Genomic DNA, 20,375 nt, shown 5'->3' on the forward strand with positions numbered 1-20,375 from the left:
ATAAAAAAAGGTGTTCGTAACGTTAAAGTTATGAACACCTCCGGATATAATTTCGAACGGGTTCTTATCCTTTTTTCAGGAAGCATGTTTTTAAAACAATGCTCGATCCGTCTATCTTGCAGTCTACTTCTGTCGGTTCTTCGGTCAGGCGGATACTTTTTACTTTTGTTCCGCGCTTGATAACCATCGACGAACCTTTTACTTTCAGGTCTTTAATAACTGTTACAGCGTCACCGTCAAATAATTCTGCACCATTGCTGTCTTTAGGGGTTGTGTCTTCTGTTTCTGTGTTTGCTTCGCCTGTCCATTCGTGAAAGCAATCGGGGCAAACATATGCCGTACCGTCAAAATAAGTATTTTCCATGCTGCACACCGGACAATTCGGAGTTCCTTCCATTTCTTTGCTAATTTTTAGTGTTAAAAATGCAAAGATAACGCTTTTAGGCTGTGAAGCCAAAACCACTGATTTATGTGTGGGGCAAACGCATCAAATTGTTCAACTTCTATCGAAAGCCTGTAGGGGCGTATTGCATACGCCCGCATAACAAAATATCACAATTAGGCGTATGCAATACGCCCCTACATGAGACTGAAAACAACTTTAGGAATTTTGATGCGTTTGCACTGATTTATGTGTGGGAAAAATGACTAAGTTCTATAATACAAAAGACAGAGTAAAAAGAATCGGAGAAACTCTATTTTCTTTACTCTGCCTTTCGCTATTTTATTTTTTCCGTTCGTCACTTATCACCGGCTGTTTATTTACAGTCGTTTGTGTCGAATCTGCCGGTAGGACAGGAGGGGTTTGTTGTTGTTCTGCCGGAGTTGTTGTATCTTGTTGAGGCTGATTTTGTGTCTGAGCCTGGTCTTGCCCCTGTTGGACTTCATTTCGTCTGAATCTCCTTGGCTTAAATGACTGGAACAGACGCTTCAATGTGGCGGCTTCTTTGTTGTAAATAATACCTACACCCTGAGTTGTGGGCGCCTGGCGATAATATTTATCATTGGTATGGCTATATGCTCTCAACGTCCACATTGTGTTCAATTTATATTCCAGGTCGAAATTTCCGATAAAGTTATTATCTACGCTCGTTTGATCTGTGCGGTATCCTAAGTCTGTTTTCAATATCAGCCTGTCATCCCAGAATGTACGGGAAACGTTTACCTGCATGTTCATGTCGGACAATGTGCCGTCGTTCGATTCCACAGTAGCGCCTACCTGCCATTTATCTCCCAGCATATTACCTACCAGAGACGACATGGCACCGGATAGGGCACTGCCGGCGATGCTGGTCCATATACCGTCGCCGAAGTTCGCTCCGCTGCTTCCCGAACTTGGATAGAATGTACCCATAGCGATCAGGGATGCAAATTGTTTTATCTTTTGTTCATCGGTGCTGATATAGGTGTTTACTTTTCTCTGCACATCATCGTTCGCATCAGGCAGGCTAATGTTATAGGTGAGATCCATATTATCCATATTTCCTACGATACCCAGTACACAGTCAACAGACACCTTGGACGATGAATTATCTATCGCAAAACTAGGGTCTAATGTTTCCAGTGCCGCCCTCACTCTTCTGTAAGCCGTGATTTCAAATCGGGTTTTCATAGGGTCTCCGATAAAATGCAATTTACTGCCGTTCTGTATTCTAAAGTCCAGTTTCTTTATATTCTGCAGGTTCAGTTTCACAGTCCCGTCCGTCAATGAGTAGTCGCCAAAGGCCGACATATTCTCATTAAGCATATTATAATTGAACGTGATAGATCCGTTTCCTTTTGCCTGCAATTCATCACCCGTGGATGGATCTATGATAATGCCGATTGCCAGATCGGGAGTTACATCGAGTTTTACCGTCAGTTGTATGGGTAATGGTTGATCCTGAGCTTTGGCAAGCATATCTTTAAGGGAATTTTTCAGTTTTTCTTCCGGTACATTTATAAATACTACACTTTTATAATCGGTAGCTTCGGAGTGTTGAGGCAAGAGAATATTCAAATTCGAGTTTTTGTCATTCTTTATCTGCAGGTTTATATTGATGCCGTCGTTGGTGCCGTCTACCCTGACATTGCCTGAGGCATAAACCCGCCCGTAGAAAAGGCTATCGGTTCTGTGCTCGGTATTCAGCACCATGAGTTTGTTCATCCGCATATTGAGCGAATATTTCATGTTGTCGAAATTTTTGTGAGTCACAGTAGCGCTTACGTTGGCCGTATTACCCTGGCTGTCTTTCAGGGTGAGGTTGTCGAACCCTATACGGTCGGGGCTTACCCTGATGGTATCCGATATGGTATAGGTTACATTGGTGTAGTCTACGCCTATCTGTGTATCGTTGAACCCGAGGAATCCCCTCACAAGCGGCGCTTTTGTGTTTCCTTCTATCATCAGGTTGGAGCTAATGGTTCCGTCTACCTTGTTGAGCATATCGGAGACGAATGGCTGTACCCAGCGCAGAGGCATCTTTTCCATTCTCAACTGGAGGTCGAGTGAGTCCTGATTCGTATATATTGTACCATCTATCTCGGCGAAGGTTTCCCCTGCTTTAACCAATGCTGCCTGCATAGCCACTCCTCCGTATTCGTTACTCCAGTGACTGTCGAGGTCCATTGTACCCAATGTGTCGCTGAAGAGGACGATGTCGGCGATCTGAAATCCTTCTGTGTACAGTTCGGGTTGGTCGAGTATATTGGTGAGCAGGACATCTCCGTGGATACATCCGCGAATGTTCTTCACATCGAATGCTTCCAGCAAATCTCCTATCTCGGCATGGGTGAAGTAAACCCTGAGGCTATCACTTTTTTCACTTGAGATCACCCCGTCTATATTGAAATACGGTTTTTTATTCACTCCCAATCCTACATTATGTATCTCGGTACGTGTTCCTTCGTTCAGTATTTCGGCGGGTAGCAGATTTAACGCCAGTTTGTCCACCATGATGTCTGACGGGGTTATCTTGAGGGAAGAAACAAGCTCTTTTTTCTCATTGCGGCTAAAACTGGCCAGAGCTTCTATATCTCCTTTTATATTTATATTGGTACTATCACTGGTTACGCTTACGAATGTATAGATTGTGTTTTTTTCTCCGTTGGTATTGAGGGCGATATTATACTTCCCTTTATCCATCATTACGCTGCTCGCTCCTGAAATGTTGAAGGCCGAGTCGAGGTTCATAACATCCAGAGTCGTATTTTTAATTTCAATTTCGCCATAACGGAGACGTGGAATATTCCCTTTCACCGACAATTGTTTGTCTATGGTATTGATGCGCCCGCTTATCGAAGCCGGATCTATGATATCGACAGGTAAGACGAATATTTCTCCCAGTTTCTCAGTATTGTTGGCTGTGATATTGAAAGTGAAATTGTTTTGCTCTTTCTTTGTCCGTTTTCTCATTTGGAATACATCGGGCAGATATCCGTTCATCAGGTTTGTAAATTCGTCTCCGATAGTAGTGAATGAATATTGTCCTGCTATATTGGCTGTCAATAGGGAAGAGGTGAGCGTGATAAATTTACTGCCATCCTCTTTTTTTCCCGATTCCAACGTAAATTTCCCCGGTTGGAATGCGAAATTGTCATCATGGAAGTCGAGGCTGTCCAAATCTGCCTTTCCTACAATATTGTCAATGTCCAATCCTTTGAACTGCCCTTTCAGAGCCATAGTCAGACGTGGATTTACCCAGTCGGGGTTCTTATAGAAAGGGTCTATTTGTAACGAATCCAGTCTGAGGCGTACATTAATATCCGGCACTTTGGCTTGAGACATATCTGCGTCAACGAATATTTTTCCTATCTTCCAGTCGGCACGGGCAGTCAATCCCATTTTTTGAGCATTGTAGAATCCGCTGAAAGGAACGTTTTTCATCGTTTCTTTTTCTATTTGCAAAGCATCTATATTTCCCTGCATTTGGGCAGAGAGAGGTTCTCTTTCAGTTTGCCTTGCTCTCAGGTCTATATGCGCAGATAGCGCGCCAAGCCCTGCTGTACCTCCGAGCAATCTGCCCAGATTAAAGTTGCGTGTTCTCAGCCCGGCGTTTACATTAAAGTTGGTAAATGTTGTATCCACACCACCGGTAGCCAGGAGTGAAACAAGCCCCTGCCTGCACCATGCTTCGGAATTGAGTTTGAACTTATTCAGTTGTCCTGTCAATGTCCCTTTCAGGAATATGTCTCCCATGTCCCTTAATATATCGGGAGTCACAAAGGTAGAATCGCCGAGTTTTGCAAAATCGGAAATTGCTCTGGTCGATGCTTTCAGTTTATTAATAGAAAGATTTATATCCGAGTTTCCGTATCGCTCATAATTCCCCAGGCTGGCCAGCCCCTCAAGTACAAAATCATCGCCATAGGTGAGGTTTATATTTTCGATATTCACAGCGGGTAATGTTCCCGAGATATCGGTTTTCAGCGAAAGTTTGTTTCGCAGGAATTTGAGATTCGGCAGAAATGCGATTAAGTCCCCGGCGGATAATTCCGTGTCGTTGGTGGCTATTTCAAAAGCGCTGTTCGATAAGTTATATCTTACTTTGGTGGTGGTCAGGTGAGAGTTCGGCAAGTTTAAGGAGAGATTTTCTACCCAGAGTTGCGACTTGTCGGAGTATAAATGCCCTTGTAAATTTTTGATTTCAACTCCCGACTTTTCTTTTGCCGACAGACTGTTGAGCGCGATGTCGAATTTGTCGGCATCTATCGAATTCAGGTCTACATTCGCGTTGACATCGTATAAGGATATATGCGATGCATTGAACATTTGCGGGGTTTGTGGCACAGACAACACATCATAATTCAATCGTCCGCGTTTCAGGCTGACGTCTTCGATAACCACTACCAGCGAACTTTTGGTTGTATCCACTTGGGTGGTGTCGGCACTCGAAAATGCATCTATTACAAACTGGAAGTTAAAGTCGCTTACGCTATCTTTCTGATTTACATTTATAAGGAAATTATCTACTGTGATTCCTGTGATAGCGAGCTTGTTGCTTTTGATAAATTCCCAAGGGCTGAGGCTTACACTCAGGTCCTGCGCATAAAGCAATGTGTCTTTGGCCTGATCTTCTATATAGATGCCTTTCAGGCTTACATTATTGAACAGGCTTAGGCGGACTTCGTCTATCGAAACCTCCGTATTCATCGTCTCTTTCAGTTTGCCTACGGCAAAATCCGCTACTTTTTGCTGCACATAGGGTATGGAAAGCAGTACATATAAAAGCACATTAAGCCCGATAAGTCCGAGGACTATATACAGGAATATCTTGAAAAGCTTCTTAATCAGGCTTTTCTTTTTCGGGGTTTCTTCCGGCGCTAATTTTACGTCTTCTTTTTCCTCCATGCAGAACTATTTATTATTTTAGTCTTTCAGACCATTCTTCTTCATTGAATCCTACCAGTACAAAGTCATTTCCTATCATCAGCGGCCGTTTTACAACCATTCCATTGGATGCGAGTATATCTATCAATTCGCTTTCGGATGCAGACTTGACCTTTTCTTTCAGATTTTCTTCCTTATAAATCCTGCCTGAAGTATTAAAGAACTTTGCGATAGGCAATCCGCTCTTCTTTATCCATGCAGCCAGTTCTGTCTTTGTAGGGTTATCGGTTGTTATATCACGGCTTTCTACGGAGACATTGTTTTGTTTTAGCCATTTGGTTGCCTTCTGGCAAGTGCTGCATTTTGGATATTGCAGGAATAGTTTTGTGCCCATTCTGATTTCTTTATTTTATATTTTAACTATTTACAAAAATAAGTAATTACTAATGATTAACGCAGATTGTGCATTTAAAGTTCTTATTTTTTAATCGGAACGTATAATATTTGTGTATTTTTGTGCCTAAATCTAAAATTAGCAGCATGATACAATCAATGACAGGTTTTGGAAAAGCCACAACCGAACTTGAAAAAAGAAAGGTTACAGTAGAAATAAAATCCCTTAACAGCAAACAATTGGACTTGTCGGTCCGTATGCCAAATCTATACAAAGAACATGAAATGGAAGTCCGCAATATGCTTTCCCGTGAATTGGAACGTGGAAAAGTAGACTTTCTTATATATGTGGAAAATATAGGTAATGAAACAGCTAACCAGATCAACCACAATCTGCTCGAAGGATATTATAATCAGATTAAAGAGTCGGCCCGTAAACTGGGAATAGATACTCCTGCCGATTGGTTTTCAACATTGCTTCGTTTGCCGGATGTATTGAAATACGAATCGCAGGAAGTGGATGAAGCCGAATGGGCTGCTGTTTCGAAAACAATAAGTGAAGCAAAGAAGCAATTGCTTGCCTTCCGCAAACAGGAAGGGGCTATGCTGGAAAAGCTTTTTGAAGAAAAAATAGGGAATATCTCACGGCTATTGACAGATATAGAGCCTCATGAAGCTGAACGGGTGGATAAGATAAAAGTACGGATAAGCGAAGCTCTACAGAAGATAGAAGACTTTGACTACGATAAGAACCGTTTCGAGCAGGAGATGATCTATTATATCGAAAAACTGGATATAAACGAAGAAAAGGCCCGTCTTACAAATCATCTCAGCTATTTTCTGGAAACAATGAAATCCGGTTCGGGACAAGGAAAGAAGCTGGGTTTCATTTCTCAGGAAATGGGACGTGAGATAAATACAATGGGTTCGAAGTCGAATCATGCCGAAATGCAGCAGATAGTTGTACGCATGAAGGATGAACTGGAGCAGATCAAAGAACAGGTGTTGAACGTATTATAAAGGTCACTTATAAAGTTAATGGGTAAATTAGTCATATTTTCGGCTCCTTCAGGTGCGGGTAAATCTACAATCGTCAATTACCTGCTTTCGCAGGATTTGAACCTTCAGTTTTCAATATCGGCTACCAGCCGTCCGCCAAGGGGAACAGAAAAGCATGGTGTGGAATACTATTTTCATAGCCCCGAAGAATTCAGGGAAAAAATCGCCCGTGGTGAGTTTCTCGAATATGAAGAGGTATACGCGGATAAATTTTACGGTACGCTGAAAGCAGAGGTGGAACGTATTATGAGCGGCGGAGGCAATGTGATTTTCGATGTGGATGTAGTAGGCGGCTGTAATATAAAGAAATATTACGGAGATAAAGCTTTATCTGTTTTCATAGAGCCACCTTCCATAAATGAACTGCGTTGCCGTCTGGAAAGAAGAGGAACGGATTCGCCCGAAGTGATCGAATCCCGTATTGCAAAAGCTGAATATGAAATGACATTCGCTCCTCAGTTTGATGTGGTTATACACAATGATAATCTGGAAGAGGCAAAAGCAAAAGCATTGAACGTAGTAACTGATTTTCTGAGGAAATGAATATCGGCATCTTTTCGGGGTCTTTCAACCCGATACATATCGGGCATCTGATTCTCGCGAACTACATAGTGGAGTTCACGGAAATAGAAGAGGTGTGGTTTCTGGTAAGCCCGCAAAATCCGTTGAAATCGGAGGATGAGCTTTCGGACGAACATATACGCCTGGAAATGACAGAACTTGCACTGGCTAAATACGCAAAGTTAAAAGCCAGTGATTTTGAATTCTCAATGCCCATCCCGTCTTATACGGTGAATACGCTGGACGCTTTACGAAATGAATATCCCGGACATAATTTCACGCTGATTATCGGCGCCGATAACTGGAATGTATTTGAGAGTTGGCGGGAATATGACAAGATACTCGAAAATTATAAAATCAGGGTATATCCGCGATTGGGTCACCGTATCACCATTCCTACGAAATTGAGGGATAAGGTGGAGGCACTGGATTCCCCTATTATCGAGATTTCATCGACATTTATCAGAGACAGCATTGCCGAAGGAAAAGATATAAGGGCTTTTTTGCCGGATGACATATATGATTATATTCTGAATAAAGGATTGTATAAATAAAGATTATGAACAACAGGGAAGCATTGACAAAAGATTTGGAGATTCGCTGTTCCCGCCTGCAGAAAGCAATGCAGGCGATGGAAGTAGAAGCTTGTATATTGAGTACATCAGTAAATGTATTTTATATGACAGGCATGGTTTACAATGGTTATTATTATCTGCCGGCCGGGGGTACCCCTATACATTTTATTAAGCGGCCTGAAGGTATCGCTTTTGAAAATACGATCTATATCCGGAAGCCGGAACAAATTACGGAAGAACTTCAAAGCAGAGGCATATCATTGCCCAGGACATTATTATTAGAGATAGATGTCCTTTCCTTCGGTGAATGCACCCGTTTGATGGGAACATTTAATATAACGAAAGCTGCTAATGCTTCAACTCTTATGCGTAAGATACGCAGTGTGAAAACGGATTTCGAACTGGAGCAGGTGAGGGCCTGCGCCCGGAAACATGAAGTTGTTTATAAGTTGATTCCGTCCGTTTACAAGCCGGGTATGACTGATATAGAATTACAGATAGAGATAGAGAAGTTGATGCGTCTGCACGGGTCTATGGGTATCTTTCGTAGTTATGGTGACAATATGGATATCTATATGGGTAGCCTGCTTGCAGGAGAGAATGCAGAAGCTCCCTCTCCTTACGATTATGCTTTAGGCGGGGCAGGCTCCAGTCCTACTTTACCGTTGGGTGCATCGGGGAAAAGGATAGAAAAAGGGCAAACTATTATGGTGGATATGGCAGGAAATTATTCGCCTTGGATGACCGATATGACACGTGTTTTTTCGGTAGGAAAGACATTAGATATCGCTTATCGTGCCCATCAGGTATCGATAGATATTCATAACCATATAATGGATATCGCTAAACCCGGAACCGGTTGTGCCGAACTGTATAATATCTCGATGGAAATGGTAGTAAAGAATAACCTTGAATCATACTTCATGGGAACGAAGCAGCAGGCTAAGTTTGTCGGACACGGACTCGGTCTTGAAATAAACGAGCCTCCGGTGTTGACTCCCCGTTCGAAAGAATTACTGGAAAAGAACATCGTTTTTGCGTTGGAACCGAAGTTTGTGATTCCGGAAGTAGGGGCCGTCGGAATAGAAAATACATATGTGGTGACTGAAACCGGCATAGAGAAACTGACTATATTGGAAGAGGAGATAATAGAGTTGTGATGGGTAGAGAAATAATCTAAAACAGCCGATGAAAACAATCAATATTAAAGGAGAACTGCTGGATCTGTTTTATCCTGTTGTAATGGGGATACTGAATATTACTCCCGATTCATTTTACTCCGGTAGTCGCAAAGAGACCGAGAGCCAGATTATAGACAGGGTTTCGGAGATACTTTCCCAGGGAGGAACAATTATAGATATAGGCGCCCAGTCAACCCGTCCTTCCTCAACCTTTCTGTCTTCGCTGGAAGAAATAGAGCGGCTGAAGTTTGCTTTGCCTGTTATCAACAGGGAATTTCCCGATGCTATCCTTTCCGTAGATACTTTCTATGGGGATGTAGCCCGTTTTTGCGTTGAGGAACATGGAGTAGCCATTATAAATGACATATCGGGCGGTGAGATAGACAAGACTATGTTCGATACGGTTGCCCGGCTTAATGTACCCTATATATTGATGCATATGCGCGGTACACCCCAAACGATGAAGGATTTGACCGACTATGAAGATCTGATCCAGAATATCTTCTATTATTTCTCTAAGAAGGTAGCAGAATTGCACTTACTCGGGGTGAATGATATTATTATCGATCCCGGATTCGGGTTTAGTAAAACGATGGATCAGAACTATGAATTAATGGCAGCGTTGCGGGGCTTCTCTGTGTTTGAATTACCTCTTTTAGCGGGGATTTCGAGAAAAAAGATGATCGCCGGTTTGTTAGACACAACTCCCGCCGGAAGCCTCAATGGAACTACTGTACTGAATACTTTCGCCTTGCAGAACGGAGCGGATATTTTACGTGTCCATGATGTAAAAGAAGCGGTGGAAACGGTGAAAATAGTGAAAAAACTGGAGGAATATAAGTTCTGATAATCAGCTCAGTACATGTAATGTATGGCAAGCGACCAACGCAGCCGTTTCGGTGCGCAAGCGGCTGTCTCCCAAAGAAATGGATTTGAATCCATGATCTATTGCCATCTTGACTTCCTCTTCCGAGAAATCGCCTTCCGGCCCGATAAGAATAAGGGCATTACCACCTTTTTTATAAATATCTTTCAACAGTACTTTCTCCTGCGGATAGCAATGGGCGATGAACTTTTGCCCGTCAAATTCCTGTTTGATGAATGCAGGGAAAGATTGCATCTCATCCAGTTGAGGCAATAATGCTTTTTGGGATTGTTTCATTGCCGAAACAAGTATTTTCTCTATCCGCTGAGCCTTTATCTCCTTTCGTTCGGAGTGCCGGCAAAGAATAGGGCTGAGACGGTCGATTCCTATTTCGGTGGCCTTTTCTGCAAACCATTCTATGCGGTCGATATTTTTTGTCGGGGCAAAAGCTATTTGCAGGTTGAAGTTCCAGCCTTTGGGCTGTTCTATTGTTTTGAGGATGTTTACCATACAATGTTTCGGGTTGGCCTGCATTATTTCAGCATCATAAAAAAAACCCTTTCCATCGGTAAGTAGTATTTCATCGCCTTCTTTTTTACGCAATACTTTTATGCAATGCAGGGCTTCCTCGGCAGGCAGTTCTACATTGGAGAGAATATCAGGGGTAAAAAAGATTGTTTTATCCATTGCTTAATCTTCGAAGATGATCTTGTTATCGCCTAGTTCCTTGATTTTAGCCAGCGACTCTATGTGGATACCGAGTTCGCGTAGACGTTGCCCTCCGTCCTGGAAGCTTTTCTCGATAATAAAGCCCATGCCGTAAAGTTCGGCCCCGGCTTCTTTGATAAGGTTGTATATGCCAATGGCCGCATTACCGTTAGCCAAAAAATCATCGATGAAAACCACTTTGTCGTTCGGGTTTAGAAAATCTTTGCTTACACAGATTGTATAGTCCTTATCTTTGGTAAAGGAATGAGCAATGGTAGACACCATATTTACCATTGTTTTGGGTACCGCTTTCTTTACAAATACGACAGGTAATTCGAGCAGGTAGCCAAGCATGATAGCAGGGGCAATGCCACTGGCTTCTATTGTTATAATTTTATTTATCGGCAGATTTCCGAACTTGCGGACAAATTCCACTCCTATCGACTTCATGAGAATAGGGTCCATCTGATGATTGATAAAGCTGTCTACTTTAAGGATTCCTCCGTCAAAGCTTTTTCCATCCTTAAGGATACGGTCTTTTAGTAATTTCATAACAATAAATATTTAGTCTTTGATACGGATAATCACATTAGCAAGGATGGCAACGACTCCTCCGGTAGTAATTCCCGAAGCAAAGATTCCTTTTATGGCTGTCGGCATTTGGGAAAGGATATCAGGAACCAGTTCCACGCCGAGCCCACAGGCAAAGCTGACCGCAAGTACCAGTATGGCTTTTCGGTCTATGTTTTGCGACGCAATGATGCGTACTCCCGATGCGGCAACAGTACCGAACATCAGCAATGTGGCACCTCCAAGTACAGGCTCTGGCATGATAGAGAATATACCCCCGATGAAAGGAAAAGCACTCAATATAATAAGGAATGCTGCGATATAGTAACCTACACGGCGGCTGGCTACTCCTGTCAACTGGATCAATCCGTTGTTCTGTGCAAATATAGAATTAGGGAAAGAGTTGAATACTCCGGCGATAGCTGAATTGATACCGTCGGCCAATACTCCGCCTTGTACACGTTTCATAAATTTAGGACCTTCAATCGGTTCTCCGCCAATCATCGAGTTTGCAGTGATGTCACCGTATGCTTCGATGGAAGTGATAAAGTAGATAAGAGCTACGGCAATGAAAGCAGAGAGATCAAAACTCAATCCGTATTTGAATGGTTGGGGAATGGTAAATGCGCCTATTTCACCCATGTTTGAAAAATCTATCCATCCCATGAAGTATGATACGACATAGCCGATCACAATACCGATGATAATGGAACTCATACGGATATACTTATTCTTTATGCTGTTCAATATAAGGATGGATACTAGGACAAGGGCTGCGATACCCAGATTCTGCGGGCTGCCGAATCCTCTTTCCCCTTCAAGGCCCATCGCTCCGAATCCGCCACCGCAGGATATAATCGCCACTTTGATAAGGGAGAGTCCTATCATTGTTACCACAATGCCCGAAACAAGCGGGGTGATGATCTTCTTTGTATATTTCAGCAAGCGGCTCACAATCATTTCCACAGGAGAGGCAGCGATACAAACGCCGAATATGGCGGCAAGAATGGCAGCTTCGGTCATATCGCCTTTAGCTGCGAAACTGGCAGTCAGCGCACCGATGAAAGAAAAGCTAGTTCCCTGTATACAGAGTAAGCCACAACCCACAGGGCCGAAACGGCGGCACTGTATAAATGTAGATATACCCGAAGCGAGTAACGCCATGGAAACAAGGAAGCCGGTTGTTTCGGCACTGAAATTTAATGCCCGGGATATAATTAACGGAGGGGTTATAATAGCCACAAAGATAGCCAGCAGGTGTTGAAATCCTGCGAACATGGCCTCGCTGAAAGGCGGTTTATCCTCAATCTGATAAATCAGGTCTGTTTTTCGTATCGGTTGGATAATTTCATCCGCTTCTTTTTCTGTGACTTGCATAAGTATTATTTGTTTTATTATATTATCCTAGTGTATTTTTCATTTCCATATTGAAGTTATAAACCTCTTCTACAGGTATAACTTTCTTCGTTATTTTATTTATATCTTTCCCCTCTTTAGTCCAGAGGAACGGGAAAAAGTTATAAGAATAATCGGGATTCAGTACTGCAATATCTTTCTCCCAGCCTTTCCAGCGCAGCCCTTCATAAAAGTCGTTCATATCCGTTTCGAAGCAAAACAGAAGGAATTGGCTATACCCGATTTCCATTGGCAGCCAGCGCAACAAGTCGGGTGCAAAATAATACATATTACCCGCGTCTTTTCCCAGAAATCCTGCGTTAATTGCATAAAACCCACCGATAGCATCATCTGCCACCAACAGATATGGTGCAGGTTCTCCGAATTCTTCAAATGTTTTGCCTTGGTTCCAGTCCGGCAGGGTTCTCTTCATTCGGTCGCTACCTGAGCCCAGGATTCGTATCCAACCGTTGTCGATGAGCAGGCCGCCTGTTTCGTAGATGATCGCTCCCATCAGGGAACGTGTGGTGACTTGAGTGTTTACCAGAGCATTTTCGGCTCGCTGGCGTTCGCAAGGCAGAATTTCCACCTTGTTTTTGGCCACGCTTATCCATTCCTTGATGACAGGCCAACCCGGATCTTCCGTATTTACAAGCTCTTGTAGTGTACGCATAGGTACAGGTTTTAGAATAAGCTGCAAAATTAGTATAATTATAGATATATGCTAAATAATGCAGTGAGAATAATGTAATAGCCAGCGTTAAATATGACATTTTGGAAAAGAAAGAGAGCTTCATCACGAATCAAGCTGCCAACAGTGATTGAAGTAAAAGTGGATAATTCAGTTTCACTTTCAACTTGCTACTTGTTAAAATCTGACACATCTGACACTATTTACAGTAAACAGTTAGCAGTAAACAGTAAACAACCCGTAACTGTTAAAAGGTAACAAAGGTAACAGATATGTCAGCTTTTAGCTATTAGCTTTTAGAAGACCTTTATACACTGTCATGCTGAGCGGAGCGAAGCATCTCTTTCATTAAAAAGGTAACAAAAGTAACAGGTTTTGCATTCACTTTGTAGGGGCGAATAAACATTCGCCCGAATCGACGCCCGCTGGCGCGGACTTCCAGTCCGTGTCTTGTTGACTGGGCAAAATGTTTGCTACGCAACACAGACACGGGACGTTTGCGCGAGCGTATGTAAAAGCTACCCCTTTTTAATTTTTAAATCTAAATCTTTCTGATATTTCAAAGATCGCTCTCATTGCCAAATTCGTTAACCGGCATATTAAAATAATATAGATAATTGTTTTCTGTTTTGTTGATGAATTTACCCACTTCAGATGTCATAGAGCTAGAAAGATTATCTCCTCAGTCAGACATTCATATTTTTAATTAATTGTTATATTTGACATCAATTTCTAATCGCATAATATAAGACTTATATGCTGATACAATTCCTCTTTGTTCTCACAGCCATTATTATCGGAGCCCGTATACAGGGCATCGGATTAGGAGTAATGGGAGGATTGGGACTTGCTGTCCTTGTCTTCGGTTTCGGACTGGAGCCGACCTCCCCGCCCATAGATGTCATGCTGATGATAGTCGCCGTTATCGCGGCGGCAGGTTGTATGCAGGCAGCAGGAGGACTCGACCTGATGGTATCGGTGGCAGAGAAATTTTTACGGAAGCATCCGCAACGTATTACATTATTGAGCCCGATAGTTACTTATCTGTTTACTTTTGTTGCCGGAACAGGGCATGTCGCTTATTCCGTATTACCTGTAATAGCGGAGGTTGCCCGTGAGACAAAGATACGTCCCGAGCGGCCCCTCGGCATTGCAGTAATTGCATCCCAGCAGGCTATAACTGCCAGTCCTATCTCGGCGGCTACAGTAGCTTTGCTAAGTATGTTGGCAGGATACGATATCTCCCTGCTTGACATCTTAATGATAAGTCTACCATCGACTCTGATCGGAGTATTATTGGGAGCCTTGTTCAGTATGCGAGTGGGAAAGGAATTGCACGAAGACCCTGAATACCTCCGGCGGGTAGAGAATGGCATGTTTGCTAAAAGTACCTCGATAGAAAAAATAGATTATAAGTTGAAGAGTAAAGCGGGATTGTCTGTCCTTATATTTATTCTGGCAACCGTCTTTATCATACTGTTCGGATCGGTAGAAAGTTTGCGTAAAATAGGAGGCAATACTTTGAATATGCCCATTATTATAGAAATATTGATGTTATCGGCCGCCGCTCTTATCCTGCTTACGACAAATACAAACGGGATAAAAGCCGCGCAGGGTTCTGTCTTTATTGCCGGGATGCAGGCCGTAGTTGCCATATTCGGAATAGCGTGGATGGGGGACACCTTTATCAATGGGAATATAGAGCAGTTACGCGCTTCCATCGAAGGGGTCGTAACTTCAATGCCCTGGATATTCGGAATCGCTCTGTTTGTAATGTCTATTCTCCTATATAGCCAGGCCGCTACTGTACGGGCGCTGATGCCTCTGGGGATTGCATTGGGAATATCTCCGTGGATGCTGATAGCTCTTTTCCCTACTGTAAACGGATATTTTTTCCTGCCGAACTATCCTACTGTTGTAGCGGCTATTAATTTCGACCGTACGGGAACTACCCGCATTGGTAAATGGGTTTTGAACCATTCCTTTATGTTGCCCGGACTGGTTGCGACTGTCGGAGCCGTGTGTACGGGCATACTGATGATTATGCTATTGGGAAAATAATACGGTTATCCTGTTATTTAATAGTAAAAGTGCTGAGTACAGCCCTGTGATCGGATGGATAATTATTGAACTTTATATTACTAAAAGGACTTTCTTCCCCTACAATCTGAGAATTCTCCAGTTTGATATTCTCCCCTGAGAAAAATACAAAATCGATACGGTCCGGCACTTCTGTATATGCCTTTGTCTCAGGCAGGGTTGTCCATGTATGTCCGGGATTTTTGGCTTCATCCGGATATTTCTCCCGATAAGAATCTTTTAGTCCGGAATCTATAAAGGCTTTCGTCGATGGCCATGCGACAGCTGTCTTGCACAGCTTTGCTTCTGCAGCCTTGTCTGTCCAGTCCAGACAGGATGGCTCGTTAAAGTCTCCCGTTAAGAATACCGGATACCCTTCTTTCTGAACGGTCAGGATATCTGCTATATTGGATTTAACCTCTTTTTCGCGGGAGTTTTTCGCAGATTCAATCGCTTCAGCTTCTGTGGAAAGAAACGGAGCTCCACAATATTCGATTCCGTTCAGCTGGTATGGTTCGTATGGGCAATGTATCAGATGCACATTGAACATCCACACAAAATGGCTGTCATCTATCTTTATTTTTACTCCTTGCTTATTCTCCGATGTGTCTACAATAGGGTATTTACTAATGATGGCTGTACTTCTTCCATATACATAAGAATGCCAGTTCAGACTGTCTGCTATCTGCTTTGCCGTGTTCTGGTCTTTACGCGTGGCTTCCTGTATGCCTACGATATCGGCACCGCTGTTTACGAGCACTTCGGCTGTGGCTTCGATGGATTTACCGCCACCCATCCATATATTAAAGCTCATTACGTTCAGAGATACAGGTTCGGAATTTTGCTTATTGCGACAGGATGCTGTTGTGGTAAGCAGGATAAACGATAATAAAATCAATCCGGATATGTTTTTCATATTATATTGGGACTACATGTTTTTTTGAGGATACAAGATACATCTTTACTTGAATACTGCAAAATAAGAAATGATTGAAAACTATTTCGTATTTTTGTTCCCTCTAAAAGTTTTAAGGTCACAGACCTGTTTATTATTTTGGTAAATGAAGCAACAATAGTAAATTATGATTCAAAAATGTATCATTAACTCTATCTGTTACTAAATGATTAATTATGGAAATTGCAAGTAAATACAATCCTGCAGAAGTAGAAGACAAGTGGTATAAATACTGGTTGGAAAACAGGTTCTTTCATTCGGAACCCGATAGTCGTGAACCTTATACGATTGTTATCCCTCCACCTAACGTCACAGGTGTGCTGCATATGGGGCACATGCTGAACAATACTATTCAGGATATACTTGTACGCCGAGCCCGCATGATGGGAAAGAACGCCTGCTGGGTGCCGGGAACCGACCATGCTTCCATTGCAACCGAAGCAAAAGTGGTGGCAAAACTTGCGTCTGAAGGTGTAAGTAAATATGATCTTACACGTGACGAATTTCTGAAACATGCATGGGACTGGACTCATAAGCACGGAGGAATCATCCTGGAACAGCTGAAAAAGTTGGGAGCATCGTGCGACTGGGATCGTACATGTTTTACTATGGATGAAAAACGGTCGGAAAGTGTAATAAAAGTATTCGTAGATTTATATAATAAAGGACTTATTTACCGCGGCATCCGTATGGTAAACTGGGACCCTGCCGCCAAAACCGCAATTTCGGATGAAGAAGTTATCCATAAGGAAGAGCATGGAAAGCTGTATTATATAAGGTATAAACTAGCCCCCCTGCCCCCCGAGGGGGGTGTGGCTGACGCACCAAAATACCAGACTGCAAAATGGGATAATTATAATTTGCTAAAGGAGCATGCGAAGGATATGCGGAAGTTTTCGACTGAGGCTGAAAGCGCTTTGTGGGAGATGTTAAAGAAAAAGCAATTAGGAGACAAATTCAGAAGACAACATGTTATAGAGAATTTTATAGTTGATTTTGTTTGTCTGGATAAGAAAATTATTATCGAAGTTGATGGGAAATACCATAATGAGCCGGAAATTGCGGCAGCTGATAAATTAAAAGATGAGATTCTAAACGATTTGGGATACAGTGTCCTCCGCTTTACAAACGAAGAAGTGATAGCAAATACTGAATCTGTCTTATCAAAAATACAAGCCTCTCTTAGTAGCTCCCCCTTTGGGGGAGTTGAGGGGGCCGATTTTGTGGTAATTGCTACCACCCGTCCCGAAACTATCTTTGGAGATATCGCTGTATGTATCAATCCGAATGACCCTAAAACAGCTTTTGCGAAGGGGAAGAAAGTTATTGTACCTATCGCCAATCGTGTTGTACCTGTTATAGAGGATGAATATGTGGATATGGAGTTCGGAACTGGATTTCTGAAAGTTACTCCTGCACATGATGTGAACGACTATATACTCGGTGAGAAATACAATCTTGAAGGACTCGATATTTTCAACGATGATGGTACATTGAATTCATACGGGCTTCAATATGAAGGCATGGATCGTTTCGATGTGCGCAAAAAGATAGAGAAGGATTTGCAGGAGTTGGGTCTGCTCGAAAAAGCGGAGGCATATACCAATAGTGTCGGATACTCGGAGCGTACGCATGTACCTATCGAACCGAAATTGTCGATGCAATGGTTCCTGAAAATGGAAAATCTGGCAAAGCCTGCACTCGATGCAGTTGAAAACGATACAATCAAATTCTATCCGGCCAAGTTTAAAAATACATACCGCCATTGGATGGAAAATATTAAGGACTGGAATATAAGCCGTCAATTATGGTGGGGACATCAGATTCCGGCTTATTATTTACCTGAGGGAGGTTTTGTTGTAGGAGAGACTCCTGAAAAAGCATTGGCTGAGGCTCAGAAGATAAATCCAAGTTTGCAAATGGAAGACCTGCGTCAGGATGAAGATTGCCTCGATACATGGTTCTCTTCATGGCTGTGGCCGATATCGGTATTCGATGGAATAAACCAACCGGACAATGAAGATATAAAATATTATTATCCGACGAATGACCTGGTAACAGGCCCGGATATCATATTCTTCTGGGTAGCCCGCATGATTATGTCCGGATATGAATATCGTAACAAGGCTTGTTTCGAGAATGTTTATTTCACAGGGATTGTACGCGATAAAGAGGGGCGTAAGATGTCGAAACAATTAGGGAACTCTCCTGATCCGCTCGATCTCATTTCGAAATACGGTGCTGACGGTGTGCGTATGGGATTGCTGCTCACTGCTCCCGCAGGGAATGATATTCCGTTCGATGAGGCTCTTTGCGAACAGGGGCGTAACTTCAATAATAAGATATGGAATGCTTTCCGTCTGGTAAAAGGATGGGAAGTGGACAAGAATATAGAACAACCTGAATCAGCTAAAATAGCGATAGACTGGTTTAAGAATATATTGGCTAAAACAACCGCGGAACTCGACGATTCTTTCGGTAAGTATCGTTTGTCAGAAGCTCTGATGGCAGTCTACAAACTATTCTGGGATGAATTCTCATCATGGTATCTGGAAATGGTGAAGCCTGCTTACCAGCAACCGATAGATGCTAAGACGTACGAAGCTACACTTGGCTTTTTCGATTCGTTGCTTCGTCTACTTCATCCGTTTATGCCGTTCATAACAGAAGAATTATGGCAGGCATTAACCGAAAGGAAAGAAGGAGAAAGTATTATGGTTTCCGATATGCCAAAAGAATCTTCATCTGATAACGAACTGCTCGAAGCCTTCGAAAAGGTAAAAGAAACTATTGCCGGAGTGCGTACCATCCGCCTGCAAAAGAATATACCGAATAAAGAAGAATTATCGCTTGAGGTTATCGGCGGATACAATACTGCTTTCGATAGTGTTATTTCCAAGATGGGAAATCTTACTTCAATAAAGACTGTCAGTGAAAAAAATGTTACGGCGGTATCTTTCTTAGTCGGTACAACTGAATTTTCCGTACCTCTGGGTAACAACATCGATATAGAAGCCGAATTGAAGAAACTCAACGAAGAACTTGTTTATCTCCAAGGTTTTCTCAAATCGGTAGCCAATAAACTCGGCAACGAAAAGTTTGTAGCTAATGCCAAGCCTGAAATTGTAGAAAATGAGCGCAAGAAACAGGCAGATGCGGAAAGTAAAATAAAAACGATAAAGGAAAGTATTGCTAATCTGAGCAAGTAATTTCCCCGATCGTATGAAAATAAAAGAAAGGAGCTGCACCGGTAGCAGTTCCTTTCTATTTAACCCTCCAAAAGATAAATAATATGGCTCGTATTTTATACTTTCCTTACCAGTGGTTAATATTTGTTCCATTACTGATTCTGTCCACCATTTGGTGTACACTGACTATTATAATAGGCTCTGTCATTGGCAACAATAAATTCTGGGGATATTATCCCGGAGTGATCTGGGGCAGGTTTGTATGCATGGCCGCATTATTAAGAATCAAAATCAACAGGAATAAGAATCTCGATAAAAATCAGTCGTACGTTTTTGTGGCTAATCACCAGAGCGCTTTTGATATTTTCCTAATATACGGGTATCTGGGACACAATTTCAAATGGCTGATGAAGCAAAGCCTGAAAAAGATGCCTTTAGTGGGTTTCGCATCCGACAAAGCCGGGCACGTATTTGTAGACTCCACTACCCGAAAGGGAATAGTGGATACAATGCGAAAAACAAAAGAGACGCTCAAAGATGGCATGTCTACCGTTGTTTTTCCTGAAGGTCACCGATCTCCGGACGGGAAGATGGCTGAATTCAAAAAAGGAGCATTCCAGACGGCGCTGAGTCTTAAACTGCCGATAGTTCCGCTTACCATCGATGGAGCGTATAAGGTATTGCCTATTCATTCGTGGATAATGAATCCTGTAAAGATAACCCTTACTTTCCACGACCCGATAGAAACTGCTAATCTTAAATCGGACGACCTGCCCGAACTGATAGACAAAGTATATGCCGTAGTAGAATCTGCGCTGCCTAAAGAGAGCAGGTGAACTATGGCTAT

Annotated in this window: 16 protein-coding genes; 8 read left to right on the top strand and 8 right to left on the bottom strand. The window is 42.5% G+C overall.

The features are described from left to right. Window positions 1-64: 64 nt before the first annotated feature. The 3 genes from HMPREF9455_RS16280 to HMPREF9455_RS16290 all read right to left on the bottom strand — a co-directional run bounded on the left by HMPREF9455_RS16280 (window position 65) and on the right by HMPREF9455_RS16290 (window position 5,702). Window positions 65-397, bottom strand: a complete 333-nt coding sequence (locus HMPREF9455_RS16280; RefSeq protein ID WP_006800834.1) for a zinc ribbon domain-containing protein YjdM — start codon at window positions 395-397, stop codon at window positions 65-67. Between the two features lie 327 nt (window positions 398-724). Beyond that, a complete protein-coding gene (locus HMPREF9455_RS16285) occupies window positions 725-5,329 on the bottom strand; it encodes a translocation/assembly module TamB domain-containing protein (RefSeq protein WP_006800835.1) in 4,605 nt (1,534 codons plus the stop codon). Window positions 5,330-5,342: 13 nt separating this feature from the next. Beyond that, window positions 5,343-5,702, bottom strand: coding sequence for an arsenate reductase family protein (locus HMPREF9455_RS16290; protein ID WP_006800836.1), 360 nt, complete (start codon window positions 5,700-5,702; stop codon window positions 5,343-5,345). Window positions 5,703-5,848: 146 nt separating this feature from the next. On the opposite strand from HMPREF9455_RS16290, the gene HMPREF9455_RS16295 reads away from it, so the two are divergent. The 5 genes from HMPREF9455_RS16295 to folP are packed head-to-tail and all read left to right on the top strand — an operon-like array spanning window position 5,849 to window position 9,924. After that, the gene (locus tag HMPREF9455_RS16295) at window positions 5,849-6,721 is read left to right on the top strand and encodes a YicC/YloC family endoribonuclease (RefSeq protein ID WP_006800837.1); all 873 of its coding nucleotides are present in this window, start codon (window positions 5,849-5,851) and stop codon (window positions 6,719-6,721) included. An 18-nt stretch (window positions 6,722-6,739) separates the two neighbouring features. After that, window positions 6,740-7,303: a guanylate kinase gene (gene gmk / locus HMPREF9455_RS16300; protein ID WP_006800838.1), complete on the top strand. Its 564-nt coding sequence runs from the start codon at window positions 6,740-6,742 to the stop codon at window positions 7,301-7,303. Further along, entirely contained in the window at window positions 7,300-7,875 is a 576-nt protein-coding gene (nadD, locus tag HMPREF9455_RS16305) for a nicotinate (nicotinamide) nucleotide adenylyltransferase (RefSeq protein WP_006800839.1), read from the top strand. Before gmk ends, nadD begins: the two co-directional genes overlap by 4 nt. A gap of 5 nt (window positions 7,876-7,880) precedes the next feature. Beyond that, window positions 7,881-9,056: a M24 family metallopeptidase gene (locus tag HMPREF9455_RS16310; RefSeq protein WP_006800840.1), complete on the top strand. Its 1,176-nt coding sequence runs from the start codon at window positions 7,881-7,883 to the stop codon at window positions 9,054-9,056. 28 nt (window positions 9,057-9,084) lie between these two features. Beyond that, window positions 9,085-9,924 (top strand): dihydropteroate synthase, encoded by an 840-nt coding sequence (folP, locus tag HMPREF9455_RS16315; protein WP_006800841.1) that lies wholly within the window; start codon window positions 9,085-9,087, stop codon window positions 9,922-9,924. A gap of 3 nt (window positions 9,925-9,927) precedes the next feature. Here folP and HMPREF9455_RS16320 read toward each other — a convergent pair whose 3' ends face one another. Genes HMPREF9455_RS16320 through HMPREF9455_RS16335 form a run of 4 tightly spaced genes read right to left on the bottom strand, consistent with a single transcriptional unit; the run spans window position 9,928 to window position 13,288 of the window. Next, window positions 9,928-10,629, bottom strand: a complete 702-nt coding sequence (locus tag HMPREF9455_RS16320; protein ID WP_006800842.1) for a 16S rRNA (uracil(1498)-N(3))-methyltransferase — start codon at window positions 10,627-10,629, stop codon at window positions 9,928-9,930. Window positions 10,630-10,632: 3 nt separating this feature from the next. Then, window positions 10,633-11,202 (bottom strand): xanthine phosphoribosyltransferase, encoded by a 570-nt coding sequence (xpt, locus tag HMPREF9455_RS16325; protein ID WP_006800843.1) that lies wholly within the window; start codon window positions 11,200-11,202, stop codon window positions 10,633-10,635. A gap of 12 nt (window positions 11,203-11,214) precedes the next feature. After that, window positions 11,215-12,597 (bottom strand): nucleobase:cation symporter-2 family protein, encoded by a 1,383-nt coding sequence (locus HMPREF9455_RS16330; protein ID WP_006800844.1) that lies wholly within the window; start codon window positions 12,595-12,597, stop codon window positions 11,215-11,217. A gap of 22 nt (window positions 12,598-12,619) precedes the next feature. Further along, the gene (locus tag HMPREF9455_RS16335; protein ID WP_006800845.1) at window positions 12,620-13,288 is read right to left on the bottom strand and encodes a DUF2625 domain-containing protein; all 669 of its coding nucleotides are present in this window, start codon (window positions 13,286-13,288) and stop codon (window positions 12,620-12,622) included. A 774-nt stretch (window positions 13,289-14,062) separates the two neighbouring features. On the opposite strand from HMPREF9455_RS16335, the gene HMPREF9455_RS16340 reads away from it, so the two are divergent. Beyond that, the gene (locus HMPREF9455_RS16340) at window positions 14,063-15,367 is read left to right on the top strand and encodes an anaerobic C4-dicarboxylate transporter family protein (RefSeq protein WP_006800847.1); all 1,305 of its coding nucleotides are present in this window, start codon (window positions 14,063-14,065) and stop codon (window positions 15,365-15,367) included. Window positions 15,368-15,380: 13 nt separating this feature from the next. Here the strand turns inward: HMPREF9455_RS16340 and HMPREF9455_RS16345 are convergent, their stop codons facing one another. After that, on the bottom strand, window positions 15,381-16,301 hold the full coding sequence (locus HMPREF9455_RS16345) for an endonuclease/exonuclease/phosphatase family protein (RefSeq protein ID WP_006800848.1): 921 nt from the start codon (window positions 16,299-16,301) through the stop codon (window positions 15,381-15,383). 215 nt (window positions 16,302-16,516) lie between these two features. Here HMPREF9455_RS16345 and HMPREF9455_RS16350 point away from each other — a divergent pair, with 215 nt between their 5' ends. Then, a complete protein-coding gene (locus tag HMPREF9455_RS16350; protein ID WP_006800849.1) occupies window positions 16,517-19,549 on the top strand; it encodes a valine--tRNA ligase in 3,033 nt (1,010 codons plus the stop codon). A gap of 83 nt (window positions 19,550-19,632) precedes the next feature. Further along, on the top strand, window positions 19,633-20,364 hold the full coding sequence (locus HMPREF9455_RS16355; protein WP_006800850.1) for a lysophospholipid acyltransferase family protein: 732 nt from the start codon (window positions 19,633-19,635) through the stop codon (window positions 20,362-20,364). The last annotated feature ends 11 nt before the right edge of the window (window positions 20,365-20,375 follow it).

This window comes from Dysgonomonas gadei ATCC BAA-286 (genome assembly GCF_000213555.1).
GTDB classification, from domain to species: Bacteria; Bacteroidota; Bacteroidia; order Bacteroidales; family Dysgonomonadaceae; genus Dysgonomonas; species Dysgonomonas gadei.

Coding starts and splice junctions, on each gene's coding strand:
- nadD (WP_006800839.1), top strand. CDS start 7,300: ATGAATATCGGCATCTTTTCGGGGTCTTTCAACCCGATACATATCGGG.
- HMPREF9455_RS16310 (WP_006800840.1), top strand. CDS start 7,881: ATGAACAACAGGGAAGCATTGACAAAAGATTTGGAGATTCGCTGTTCC.
- HMPREF9455_RS16335 (WP_006800845.1), bottom strand. CDS start 13,288: ATGCGTACACTACAAGAGCTTGTAAATACGGAAGATCCGGGTTGGCCT.
- HMPREF9455_RS16345 (WP_006800848.1), bottom strand. CDS start 16,301: ATGAAAAACATATCCGGATTGATTTTATTATCGTTTATCCTGCTTACC.
- HMPREF9455_RS16350 (WP_006800849.1), top strand. CDS start 16,517: ATGGAAATTGCAAGTAAATACAATCCTGCAGAAGTAGAAGACAAGTGG.
- HMPREF9455_RS16320 (WP_006800842.1), bottom strand. CDS start 10,629: ATGGATAAAACAATCTTTTTTACCCCTGATATTCTCTCCAATGTAGAA.
- HMPREF9455_RS16285 (WP_006800835.1), bottom strand. CDS start 5,329: ATGGAGGAAAAAGAAGACGTAAAATTAGCGCCGGAAGAAACCCCGAAA.
- HMPREF9455_RS16340 (WP_006800847.1), top strand. CDS start 14,063: ATGCTGATACAATTCCTCTTTGTTCTCACAGCCATTATTATCGGAGCC.
- HMPREF9455_RS16355 (WP_006800850.1), top strand. CDS start 19,633: ATGGCTCGTATTTTATACTTTCCTTACCAGTGGTTAATATTTGTTCCA.
- xpt (WP_006800843.1), bottom strand. CDS start 11,202: ATGAAATTACTAAAAGACCGTATCCTTAAGGATGGAAAAAGCTTTGAC.
- HMPREF9455_RS16280 (WP_006800834.1), bottom strand. CDS start 397: ATGGAAGGAACTCCGAATTGTCCGGTGTGCAGCATGGAAAATACTTAT.
- gmk (WP_006800838.1), top strand. CDS start 6,740: ATGGGTAAATTAGTCATATTTTCGGCTCCTTCAGGTGCGGGTAAATCT.
- HMPREF9455_RS16295 (WP_006800837.1), top strand. CDS start 5,849: ATGATACAATCAATGACAGGTTTTGGAAAAGCCACAACCGAACTTGAA.
- HMPREF9455_RS16330 (WP_006800844.1), bottom strand. CDS start 12,597: ATGCAAGTCACAGAAAAAGAAGCGGATGAAATTATCCAACCGATACGA.
- HMPREF9455_RS16290 (WP_006800836.1), bottom strand. CDS start 5,702: ATGGGCACAAAACTATTCCTGCAATATCCAAAATGCAGCACTTGCCAG.
- folP (WP_006800841.1), top strand. CDS start 9,085: ATGAAAACAATCAATATTAAAGGAGAACTGCTGGATCTGTTTTATCCT.